9 protein-coding genes are annotated in these 12,069 nt (G+C 56.9%); 3 read left to right on the plus strand and 6 right to left on the minus strand.

The features are described from left to right. Positions 1 to 545: 545 nt before the first annotated feature. From ACOCF6_RS07970 to ACOCF6_RS07995, 6 genes are all read right to left on the minus strand, one after another. Positions 546 to 1,622, minus strand: a complete 1,077-nt coding sequence (locus ACOCF6_RS07970; protein ID WP_482459851.1) for a type IV pilus twitching motility protein PilT — start codon at positions 1,620 to 1,622, stop codon at positions 546 to 548. A 70-nt stretch (positions 1,623 to 1,692) separates the two neighbouring features. Further along, the gene (locus tag ACOCF6_RS07975) at positions 1,693 to 3,342 is read right to left on the minus strand and encodes an ATPase, T2SS/T4P/T4SS family (protein WP_482459852.1); all 1,650 of its coding nucleotides are present in this window, start codon (positions 3,340 to 3,342) and stop codon (positions 1,693 to 1,695) included. A gap of 30 nt (positions 3,343 to 3,372) precedes the next feature. After that, complete coding sequence (gene dnaB / locus ACOCF6_RS07980; RefSeq protein WP_482459853.1) at positions 3,373 to 4,752, minus strand: replicative DNA helicase; 1,380 nt, start codon at positions 4,750 to 4,752, stop codon at positions 3,373 to 3,375. Positions 4,753 to 4,761: 9 nt separating this feature from the next. Continuing rightward, on the minus strand, positions 4,762 to 5,925 hold the full coding sequence (locus tag ACOCF6_RS07985) for a DegT/DnrJ/EryC1/StrS family aminotransferase (protein ID WP_482459854.1): 1,164 nt from the start codon (positions 5,923 to 5,925) through the stop codon (positions 4,762 to 4,764). A 31-nt stretch (positions 5,926 to 5,956) separates the two neighbouring features. Then, the gene (locus ACOCF6_RS07990; protein ID WP_482459855.1) at positions 5,957 to 7,684 is read right to left on the minus strand and encodes a phospholipid carrier-dependent glycosyltransferase; all 1,728 of its coding nucleotides are present in this window, start codon (positions 7,682 to 7,684) and stop codon (positions 5,957 to 5,959) included. After that, on the minus strand, positions 7,681 to 8,913 hold the full coding sequence (locus ACOCF6_RS07995; RefSeq protein ID WP_482459856.1) for a peptidase U32 family protein: 1,233 nt from the start codon (positions 8,911 to 8,913) through the stop codon (positions 7,681 to 7,683). The genes ACOCF6_RS07990 and ACOCF6_RS07995 overlap by 4 nt, the downstream gene beginning before the upstream one ends. 180 nt (positions 8,914 to 9,093) lie before the next feature. Between ACOCF6_RS07995 and ybgF the strand changes: the two genes are divergently transcribed. The 3 genes from ybgF to dprA all read left to right on the plus strand — a co-directional run bounded on the left by ybgF (position 9,094) and on the right by dprA (position 12,062). Beyond that, entirely contained in the window at positions 9,094 to 9,819 is a 726-nt protein-coding gene (ybgF, locus tag ACOCF6_RS08000) for a tol-pal system protein YbgF (RefSeq protein WP_482459857.1), read from the plus strand. Between the two features lie 52 nt (positions 9,820 to 9,871). Then, on the plus strand, positions 9,872 to 10,900 hold the full coding sequence (locus ACOCF6_RS08005; RefSeq protein ID WP_482459858.1) for a LysM peptidoglycan-binding domain-containing protein: 1,029 nt from the start codon (positions 9,872 to 9,874) through the stop codon (positions 10,898 to 10,900). A 70-nt stretch (positions 10,901 to 10,970) separates the two neighbouring features. After that, positions 10,971 to 12,062 (plus strand): DNA-processing protein DprA, encoded by a 1,092-nt coding sequence (gene dprA, locus ACOCF6_RS08010; RefSeq protein ID WP_482463298.1) that lies wholly within the window; start codon positions 10,971 to 10,973, stop codon positions 12,060 to 12,062. The last annotated feature ends 7 nt before the right edge of the window (positions 12,063 to 12,069 follow it).

Raw genomic sequence — 12,069 nt, forward strand, 5'->3', positions numbered from 1 at the left:
TGTCGTTTATTAACGATACCGGAAACGCTTCAAGTCTATGCCGTACTGCCTAACGTTATCATACCATAAGAATGATACCCCGTATTCGTGGCAGCTGAGAAACTGTCTTTATTTATATACAGAGGCACCGCCAAAGGATAATGCGCTTACGACCCTGCAATCATTACGTTTTTAATGGCAGTTCAACCGGTAGCATGTATAAACAAATCATACTGCCGCCAAAACGAACGAACAAGGCAATTCAGAAAACAACTACCATAACAGGCAGATACGCACCATCACGCTTATGGCACGTTATATGCTGAGTTAAACCTCCGAGTCTTTCACTACAGTGATGGAGGTGGATTATGCCGGAATTTTACTGCATCAAATTTGGACTTCTGTCAGCTGTGTTTTTTCTTGGCACTCTCTTGGTAATCATTGTCAGCTGGCTGGAAATAAAGGCCAATCTACCCAAAAGACCGATGATGAATAAACGTGAAAGCCATCAATAACACCAAACTCAAAAGGCCCCGAAGCGGGGCCTTTCCTTGTTAAACCGGCTGTCAGGCCGGTGTCCCGCCTGCCTGCAGCAGATACTGTTCAAACTGCTTTTTGTCAATCGAACAGCGGTGGGCCTCTTCAGGGTTGATCCGCTTGGTTTTAAGCAGGTCCAGCAAATGCTGGTCCATCAACTGCATGCCCTCCCGCTTGGCGGTCTGGATGATGGAAGGGATCTGGAAGGTCTTGCCTTCGCGGATCAGGTTGGCAACAGCCGGCGTTCCCAGCATGATTTCCAGGGCCGGCACACGCCCCTTGCCATCCACCGTCCTGAGCAGCTGCTGGCAGACCACCCCTTTCAGGGATTCTGACAGCATGGAACGGACCTGCTCCTGCTGGTCAGTGGGAAAGACGTCGATGATCCGGTCGATGGTCTTGGCGGCGGTATTGGTATGCAGGGTCCCGAAGACCAGATGGCCGGTCTCGGCGGCACTCATGGCCAGCTGGATCGTTATCAGGTCGCGCATCTCGCCCACCAGGATGATATCGGGATCTTCGCGCAGCGCCGCCCGCAGCGCTGATGCGAAGCTTTCGGTGTGCTCGCCGATCTGGCGCTGGTTGAGCAGCGACAGCTTATTCTCGTGAATAAACTCCAGCGGGTCCTCCAGGGTCAGGATATGCTCCTTGCGGGTGGAATTGATCAAATCGATCATGGCCGCCAGGGTGGTGGACTTGCCCGAACCGGTCGGTCCGGTCACCAGCACCAGCCCCTTTTTGAAGTTGGTCATGCGACGCACACCTTCCGGCAATCCCAGCTCGTCGGCTGTCAGGATCTTGGTGGGGATGATGCGGAAGACCGCTGCCACGCCGCGGTGGGTCATCATGATGTTGCCGCGGAAACGGGCCAGATCAGGCACGGAATAGGCGAAGTCCAAGTCCTTCTTCTCGGTGAAGTGCGCCTTCTGTTTCTCGTCCAGGATCTCGAACAGCACCGCCATCAGCTCGTCATGCCCCAGCGGCTTGAACTGCTGCCGGGCCATCTCGCCGTGCAAACGGAAGATGGGCGGGTTGCCGCTGGAGAGATGCAGGTCAGAGGCGCCCTGGTCATTCATCATTCTGAAAAGTGCATCTATCTTGGCCATGCTTCACTCCCTTGAATGAAATCGAAACGTGCATAACTTCCCTGCCCTGCCACAGCAGATCCGGGGCGTGTTACAATATAACAGAGGAGATATATTCCTCCGGCGATACGGCTCCGTTCATCAGCAACTGCAGCCCCTCCTCGGCGATCCCCTGGTAGCCGATGATGCTCAGGTACTTCACCAGGGCGGCCACATCAGTGGACTGTTCAAAGACCCGCAAAAATTCTGCATCGAATTCAATAACATCCACCAGGAACCGGCGGGAGCTGAAACCGCTGTGTCCGCAGATATCGCAGCCGACCGTACGGTAGAATGAATGCGGGGGCCGTTCCAGTCCCATGATGGTCAACTCTTCTGCCGGTGGAACATACTCTGTACGGCATTCGGGACACAGCACCTGAATTCCCTTGAAAGAGATTATCCCATTGACGAATACCGGCAGGAAATAATGCTTCTGCTGATAAAGCAGAAGATGTCGGAGCACATTGCCGGTGCCGCGCACCTGGAGTCCGGCCAGCACCAGCTTGCCGCGCATGGCCGCCCGGCAGGCGGCGGTGAACGGCTGCCCCTCGGTGGCGTCTTCAATCACCAGGATATCCGGGGCATGGTCCAGGGCGTCCATAATGACCTTGGCGCGCTCGGGTTCGGAGTTTGGGAACTGGATGCGCGGGAAGCGCTTGTTCATCCTGCCCGGCCCCTCGCCCAGGATAATGACGGTCTTGCCGTCCGTATCGATCTCCTCCAGCATCAGATCGATGAAACGGTCCCGTTCCTGGGTATTGCGGGAGGCAAAAAACGTGACCCCCCGTTTGGCCCGGGCCAGCGCAGCAAATCCGACTTCCTGGGGCGCCTGCAGGTGCAGACCGGACAAGCGCGACGGCAGCCTAACCTCCACATGGGGACGGATCGTAATATAGTCGCCACCGTAGCCGGCCATAACCGCAATCTGGAATGTGATCGGATGGCAGCGGAAATCGAAGGTCAGCAGGCCGCTGTCCCCCTGCTCACTCCCCTGGGTCATGCCGGCATTCTTGCGGATCTTCAGGGTAATGTCCGGATAAAAATTGCTGGCCACGCTGCCCACCTGCCGGGATACGCCGCTGCGCCTGCCGCTGATGACCACCAGATCCCCCAGGGGCTGCAGCGAAAGGGAGGAGAGACGCTCTTCCAGGATGTACATCAGCAGGTGTTCCAGGAGCTTGCCCCCGCCCAGGTCTGCATTGATGATATCAATCGTTGCCGCATCGAAGACCTCCGACTCGAACCCCAGGCCCTCATTTCCCGCAGTACCGTAAAAGATGTCGACCATTTCACGGATTTCGCGGATTAGCGCTACGGAAACATTTACCACGCAGCCAGTGGACTGCTCGACAGACTCGATAGCCGGGCGGTTGAGCGGATCGGAAATGGCTATATTCAGTTCATTGCCGGCCTTGATCATCGGTATGAAATTAAATTTCCTGGCCAGCTGAGCCGGTACCAGACGGACCGCATCCGGATCGATACAGTCTCTGTTGAGACGGACATAGGGCAGATCCAGCTGATTGGAGAGGGCCCAGTCGATATCCTCCTGGGCGACGATGCCCAGATTGATCAGCGCTTCACCGAAGCGGGTTCCGCTCCGTTTCTGCTCCTCCAGCGCCGCTGCAATATCATCTGCTGAGATAATCTGGGATGCAGCAAGGATGTCTCCAAGCGTGCCTTTTTTCATGTCAGACATGGTTCCTCCTGCCTTCAGGTGCTGGCTGGGTTATGCATCGCTACGATCACTGCGGTTTTCGAAACGGGTATGCTCGCCGATAAAGGTCAGCTCGATGGTGCCCAGTGCGCCGTTGCGCTGCTTGCCGATGATGATCTCGGCATTGCGCTCGTGCCCCTTGCTGCAGGTGGTGTCCGGTTTGCGGCACTCCTCGCAGTAGACAGTCTCGCGGTACACGAACATGATCACGTCGGCATCCTGCTCGATGGCACCCGACTCACGCAAATCGCTCATCATCGGGCGCTTGTCTGCCCGTTTTTCCAGTTCGCGGTTGAGCTGTGACAGCGCCACCACCGGCACATTCAGCTCCTTGGCCAGCCCCTTGAGTGAGCGGGAAATCTCCGAAATCTCCTGTTGGCGCGATTCCGGATTATTGCTCCCCTTCATCAGCTGCAGATAGTCGACGATAATCAAGCCGATATCGTGCTCACTCTTCAGACGGCGCGCCTTGGAACGCAGCTCCAAGACGCTGATGGAGGGCGAGTCATCGATGAAGATCTTGGCATCATGAATGATACCGGCGGCCTGGGCCAGCCGCGGCCAATCCGAATCATGGAAATGTCCAGTACGCATCCTGCCGAAATCCACCCGGGCAATGGAGGCCAGAAAACGCATCACCAGCTCTTCCTTGCCCATCTCCAGCGAAAAGATCACCGAAGGGGTTTTCTTTTTGTTATGCGGATTGGCACTGGCATACTCGGCGATGTTCAGCGCCAGGGTGGTCTTGCCCATGGAGGGACGCGCGGCGATGATGATCAGGTTGCCGGGCTGAAAACCGGCCATCTTGTGGTCCAGGTCCACATAGCCGGTGGGAACGCCGGTGACATGTTCCTTCTGATCATACAGACTCTTGAGGATATTCATGGCCTCTTTGAGGACCGACTGTACCGGCACATACTGGGGCCGCGATTTGTTCTCCGAGATCTCGTAGATCTCTTTCTGGGCCTTGTCCAGCAACTCCTCCACATCGGCCTGTTCCTCATAGCCGCGGCTGACAATCTCGGTGGCCACGCTGATCAGCTTGCGATTGGTTGACTTTTCCTTCACCATCTTGCAGTAGTAGGCGATATTGGCCGCTGTCGGGACGTAATCCACCAGGGTTGCCAGATAGGCCGCACCGCCGATCTCTTCCAGCTCACCGGCCTTCTTGAGCATGTCGGTCATGGTGATGAAATCGCACGGCTCGCGCTGGTCGGACAGCTTCATCATGGCCTGAAATATCTTGCGGTGGCTCTCACGGTAGAAATCGTCCGGCGTGAGCATTTCCAGCACACGGTTGATGGCGTCGTTATCGATCAGGATACCGCCCAGGATGGACATTTCCGCTTCCAGGCTCTGGGGGGGTAGTTTTCTTAGGTCTTCGTTACTCATAGTCTTTGGTTAACTCCTGTGTACTGCGATAACGGCCTTGACCGCCGTCACCACATCCCGGGCATCGTCCATGGTCATTTTCGGAAAGAGCGGCAGGGACAGGATCCGCTCAGAGGCATAACTGGCGACCGGCAGATCCTGATCGGCCATGGGCATGTGTTCACGGTACCAGGCATGGTGGTGGATGGCCTTGTAGTGCAGGCCGCTACCGATGTTGTGCTGCTTCAGCTCCTCCATGAAGCGGTCGCGGTCAATGGACAGCTGTTCGATCCTGACCAGCGGGGTGTAGAGGTGCCAGGCATGGCGCTGAACGTAGGGGGCATAGTGCGGCAGGGCCAGTTCCGGGACATCGGAAAACGCCCGGTTGTAGAATTCGGCAATCTCCCGGCGCAGATCGATGAAACGGTCCAGCTTGGGCAGCTGGTGGATGCCGATGGCGGCCTGGATGTCCATCATGTTGTATTTGAAACCGGGCATGAGGATGTCGTAGTTGGGGGTGCCGCTGGCGGCAAATCGCTTCCAGGCCTCGCGGCTCATGCCGTGGAACTTCATCAGCGAAATCTCTTCGGCCAGGTTCTCATCGGCGGTACAGACCATGCCCCCTTCGCCGGTGGTGATATTCTTGTTGGGATGGAAGGAGAAGATCGAGATCGAATCCAGGGAGCCGATGCGCTGGCCTTTGTACTCGGTGCCGGCGGCGTGGGCAGCATCCTCGATGATTGTCAGGCCGAACTCCCGGGCCAGGGCAAAGAGCGGATCCATATCGCAGGATTGACCGGCAAAATGCACCGGAATGATCGCCCGGGTGCGCGGGGTGATCTTGGCCCTGATCAGGTTCACATCGATATTGAGCGTCCCCGGTTCGATATCCACCAGCACCGGCGTGCCGCCGCAGAGGATGATCATGCTGACCGTGGAGGCAAAGGTCATGGGGGTGGTGATAATCTCATCCCCCTCCTTGATCTTCAGGGCCAGCAGGGTCAGGTGCAGTCCGGCGGTGGCGGAGGTCAGCGGTATGGCAAAGGGGGCGCCGACATAGGCCTTGAAGGCCTCTTCAAAACGTTTGACCTTGGGACCGGTGGTGATCCAGCCGGAACGGAGCGAATCGACGACCTCGTTGATCTCGGCATCCTCGATGGTGGGGGTGGAAAAAGGGAGAAAGGTTGAACGCATGGGATTCAGATACTCCTTGGTAAAGTGTGTATCAGCGGTTGCTGATCAGAAGGCGTCGCCCCGCGTCGCCTTTGATGACAGGTTCGGGTTTCAGCAAGGGCCGAAGGCTTTCAAACTCACCTGTCTTGAGCAGCACCAGGACATGCTTTTCACCGCCCCACATCGTGACAAGCGCTTTTTGGTCCGGAAACCAGGCCGACTGATCCCCCTGTTGGCTGCCGAATTCCAGTTCATCGATCTTGCCCGTAACCAGCACACGCCGCCCGGTGTACCACGAGACCGCCTGCATGGGGCCAAAGGTAACGATGCGGGTGTCAGGACCGGCCAGGGAAGCGGCCTTCAGTGACAGCTCGCGCGGTGATTCAGCGCTGGCTATCTGTGGCATGATCAGCTTCGGAACAACAATTTCAAGCAGAAACGACCCGAGACAGAGCACAACCAGCATCCGGACCGGATTGCGGCCGGCAGACGCCAGCGCACCGAAACCCTGCAGCAGAAACAGGCCACCCAGCGTCAGACAGGCAACGAGTGAAATCGGTGGCGAGTGGCGGACAAACTGGGCCAGTGCCCCGGACCAGGCCGGCACCACCCCGGACAGAATCGACACAATCTGGGGCAGACTGGCATATCCCAGTGCCGCAGCCCCCAGAACGGTCAGGGTAATCCCCAGCATGAGCGCAGCGGCCTTCAGGGAGCGACCGCGGCCATCCAGTACCTGATCGATGCGATGGCCGATCAAGAGTGCCAGCGGCGGGAAAACCGGCAGGATGTAGGGGATCAGCTTGGAGCTGGATTTCGAGAAGAACAGGAAAATGAGCAGCGCCCAGATCAGCAGATAGATTCCAGCCCGGCCATCTTCATGATGCCGGTCGCGCCAGGCCCTGACAAGCGCACCGGGGATAAAGAAGGCCCAGGGCAGCATCGTGCCGAGCAGTACCGGCACAAAGAACCAGAAGGGCTGGTAACGGCCGTGCACCGTGCTGGTGAAACGCTGGAAATGTTCGCGGATAAAGAAAAAATAGGCAAATTCGGGGTTGCGCAACGAGACCGCCACGAACCAGGGGGCCGCAACCGCCAGGAACAGCAGCAGACCGGTTGTCAGACGCATCTCGGACAGCAGCTTCCAGCGCCTGCTCAGCAGGAGATAGAAAAAGATGATGCCGGCGGGAAAAACCATGCCGATCAGACCCTTGGCCAGGGTCGCCAGGGCGCAGAACAGATAGAACAGATACCAGGGCAGTGCCCGCGACCTGCGCCCCTCGCGCTGGGCCGCCACGATAAAGGCACCCAGGGCTGCTGTCAGACAGAAGGTCAGCAGCATGTCGGTCAGAATGATGCGCGACTGCAGAACGAAACCGGCCGACGTCCCCAGAATCAGAGCCGAGATCAATGCGCAGCGGCGACCGTAGAGATGGCGGGCAATGATATAGGTCGCCAGCACGGTCAGCAACCCGCACAGGGCCGAGGGAAAACGGGCGGCAAATTCATTCTGTCCGAAGACCTTTAGCGAGGCGGCGTTGATCCAGTACAACAAGGGCGGTTTTTCAAAATACTTGACGTAATTCAGTGTAGGGGTGATCAGGTCGCCCCGCTCCAGCATCTCGCGGGGGATCTCGGCATAGCGCCCTTCATCCGGATCGATCAGGGGCAGCGCCCCCAGGTACAGAAAGAAGGGAATTCCAAGAACTACCGCCAGTATCAGCAGGTCGCGCAGCCAGCCACCCGCTCCGCTGCGGGCATACGGCTTGAGGTCTCTCATAGTCCGGCCTTCTCGCGTCGGATGAGATCGAGCGACTCTGCGGCAAAGGGCAGTTTCATCAGCAGGCGCTGGTTGGGATTGATCGATTCAACCTGCTCGGTTTTTCCGGATGCAGCCAGCAGATCCAGACGTTCAACAATCAGGGTATCTGTTCGAATGCCGGTACCGATAAACTCCAACCTGTCACCAACCCGGATACGGTTGCGGGCCTCGATCACGGTTGAACCGTCCGCACAGCGCTCTTCTACCAGGCCAACAAACTCGTGGCTGCGAATGTAGGCCGAGTCGTATTCCTGGCCGACCGAACGCGGCTCGCCGAACAGAAAGCCGGTGGTATAGCCGCGATGACTCATCTTGGCCAGCTCCTCCAGCCATTCAGGCCGACAGCGCCAGCCGGCCGGGTCAACAGCATATTCATCCAGCGCCTGGCGGTAGATGCGCAGCACCGAAGCCACATAGTTGATGCCCTTCATGCGACCCTCGATCTTCAGCGAGGCGACGCCGCTTTCCACCAGCGCCGGGATCTGCTCCAGCAGGCAGAGATCGCGCGAGTTGAATATAAAGGTCCCGGTTTCATCCTCCATCACCGGGAAATATTCGCCGGGACGGGACTCCTCCACCAGGTGGTAACTCCAGCGACAGGGATGGGTGCATTCCCCCTGGTTGGCATCCCGCCCGGTCAGCATGCTGGAGATCAGGCAGCGCCCGGAATATGAGATGCAGAGTGCACCATGCACAAAGGCCTCGAACTCCATGCCGGGGACGGCTGCGACGGTCTCGCGGATGTTCTCCAGGGTCATCTCGCGGGCCATGTTGATGCGGCGGATACCCTGGCGCTGCCAGAAACGGGCACTATGCAGGTTGATGGTGTTGGCCTGGGTGGAGAGATGCAGTTCACGCTCCGGCGAGATCTCCCTCACCAGCTCGATCACCCCCGGATCGGCCACGATATAGGCGTCAAACGGCAGGGCCGCAACACTTCTCAGATACTCGTCCAGAGCACCCATCATCTCGTTACGCGGGTAGCTGTTGACCGTCAGATAGGCTTTCACCCCCCGGCTATGACAGAGATCCAGTGCCGACGACATCTCCTGCAGTGAGAAGTTATCGGCCTTGTTGCGCAGTCCAAAGGCGTGCCCTCCCAGATAGACCGCATCGGCGCCGTAATGCAGGGCGATTTTCAATTTTTCCATATTGCCGGCCGGGGCCAGCAGTTCGGGCTTGTGCACAGATGGATTCCGATGTGGTTTAGTAATATACCGGGGTGGGGAATGCTAGCACATTATACCGGTCAATTAAACTGAAACCTGACAGAGCAGCCTAAGTATGTTGACGAAAAGACAGCTTTCACTTGACAAAGCGCGGTTTATCGCTTTAATTATGAAAAACATCTATCAAATGGGGGAATTATGGTATCCGGCTGCAGATGGATTACAAGCGTTGTGTTCTGTTTTGCGCTGACCGGCTGCGCCGCCAACGATCTGATGCTCAAGCGACAATCCGAGTCGGAAGCCAAGGTTGAACACCTGATTCAATCGGGCAAAAAGGCCGAAGCGCGCATGAATGAGTTGTCCAGCCAGATCCAGACCCGGGATGACCAGGCCAAGGCCACCGCCTCCCAGATCACCCAGCTCCAGGAAACCATCAGGGGACTGCGCAGCGCTCAGGACGAGCTGAAAGCCCGTCTCGCTCTCCTGGCCCAACAGACCGCGATACCAAAAATCGAGGTCATCAACCAGGAGACCACTCCGAAGAGTAAAGATACCGGCCCACCGGCAGAGTATGTCAAGGCCTTCGGGCTTTACAGCGCCAACAACTTCGCCAGCGCAATCACTGCCTTCGAAACTTTTCTGAAAAACAACCCCCAGAGCGATTACGCCGCCAATGCGCTATACTGGATAGGTGAATGCCACTACAGCCTTTCCGACCTGCCCAAGTCGAAGGAAATCTTCTTCAAGGTAGCCGGAAACTATCCGAACAGTTCCAAGGCGCCCGATGCCCTACTTAAACTGGGCTATACCCTGGCTGCAATGAAAGAAAAAGACAAGGCCAATGCCATCTTTGAGAGCCTGATCAAATCATACCCCAGCAGTCCGGCTGCTGTAAAAGCCCGCGAACGACTTACTGCGAACTGAAGTCTGCAGACAGATCCTGCGACTATCTCATGAGTGAAACACTGAGGTGCCTATGAAATTCAGACTAACGATACTGCTGCTGGCGTTAACCTTGCTGGTGCCCTGCCTGGCCGTTGCTGCTGACCAGGAAGAGCCTACCATTTATGTCATCAAGCAGGGTGATACGCTCTGGGGCCTGTCGGACCGCTTTATCAAGGATCCAAACTATTGGCCGAACATGTGGTCAAAAAACAGCCAGATCACCAATCCGCATGTGATTTATCCGGGCCAGAAAGTACGCGTCTTCCCTGACCGGCTGGAATTTGAGCCAAAAGAAGAAACGGGCATACAAAAGAAAACGGTTACCGCACCTGCTGCTGCGGTCGCAACAACCGATACCCTGGCTGAGGTTGTCAAGGAACGGACCTATGCCGTGCGGGGCAGCGAAGGCTTTATCCTGGAAACCGGCACCACGCCGACCGGGACGATTATCGGTCTCAACAACAACCGCGAGATTGCCGGTGACGATGACATCGTCTACACCAACATCGGCAAGGAGCGCGGTGTCAAGGGGGGCGAGAAATTCTCCGTGTATCGCCGGGACGGAAATGTCAGCCATCCGGTCACTAACGAAATCCTGGGCACCAAGATAACCCCCCTGGGAACAATACAATTGACCGATCTTGAAAAAAGTACGTCGCGCGCCATCATTACCAGGACAAACCAGGAAATAACATCCGGTTCCTATCTTTTGCCCGCCCGCGACAACAAGCTGAGGGAGATTCCCCTCAAGATGACCTCCCGCGACCTGAAGGGTTATATCGTCGACAGCTACAGCGGCATCGGCATTATTGCCTCCGGAGACATCGTCTACATCGATCTGGGGAGCAGGCACGGCGCAGAGCCAGGCAACATGCTGTATATCGTTCGCGATGTGACTATCGACGGCAGCTCTTTGTCGGGTTATACTGAAAAGCTACCGCAGGAACTTCTCGGAGCTCTGGTCATCCTGGAAACAGGCAAAACAACCGCTACCGCGATCGTTGTCAAAAGCATTGATGCAATCTACAAAGGCGACCGCCTGATAAGCCAGACAAAGTAGTATAAAGATACTAGTAAAAAAGACCGGCAAGTTGCCGGTCTTTTTTTGTCGAGACCACATGGGTGTCGCAATGGACAATTATTACTGGATAGGTCTCAAAGCTGTCACCGGCATCGGAAATGTCGCCTTTCGACGTCTGCTGGAGCGCTTTGACACACCCGAAGCGGCCCTGAAAGCACCTTCAGGAGCGCTGGCCGGCATCAGGGGCATTACTCCTGCGGTAATCGATGCCATCAATAACAGCGAATGGTGCCGCATTGCGGAGGAGCAGTGCCGCAGGCTTGAATCAGCTGCTGTGCATCTGGTGACCTATGTCTCGCCGGACTACCCCAAATCCCTGTTTGAAATTCCCGATCCGCCCCCCTTTCTGTACATCAGGGGAGAACTGCACTCCCATGAACCTGCCATTGCCATTGTCGGTTCGCGGCGGGCAACACCCTACGGCTTGATGACAACCGGGAAACTGGCCGGGGAGCTTGCCGGCCATGGTGTGTGTATTGTATCGGGTATGGCGCGGGGAGTCGACACGGCCGCCCACAAGGGGGCTCTGCAGGCCGGGGGCAGAAGCATCGGCGTGCTGGGTTGCGGAGTGGACAAAATCTATCCGCCGGAAAACCGCGCTCTTTTTGATGAAATGGCCGACAAGGGCTGTCTGGTATCTGAATTCCCGCTGGGAACCCTGCCTTTGGCCGAAAATTTTCCGCGCCGCAACCGGATCATCAGCGGGCTCTGCAGCGGTGTGCTGGTTGTTGAGGCCGCCGAGAAAAGCGGCTCGCTGATCACTGCCCAATATGCCCTGGAGCATGGTCGTGACGTTTTTGCCGTTCCGGGGAATATTTCATTTGCCACCAGTCGCGGCAGCAATCGACTGATCAAACAGGGGGCTAAACTGGTTGATTGTGTTGAGGATCTCCTTGAAGAACTCCCGGGATTCGCTGACAGGACTGCTGAAACCCCTTTGTTCCAGAAGCCGGCGCGCACCTTCGCCCTGACACCCAAAGAGGCCGTCATATACGAACTTCTGGCCCGTTCGCCGCTGCACATCGACGACATCATCAGCCAAACTGAATTGACAGCCGGCGAGGTTTCCTCTATGTTACTCCACCTTGAACTCAAGGGTGCCATCACGCCTCTGCCGGGCACCCATTACGCAATTACTTGACCCGGAT

The organism is Geobacter psychrophilus (assembly GCF_056821595.1).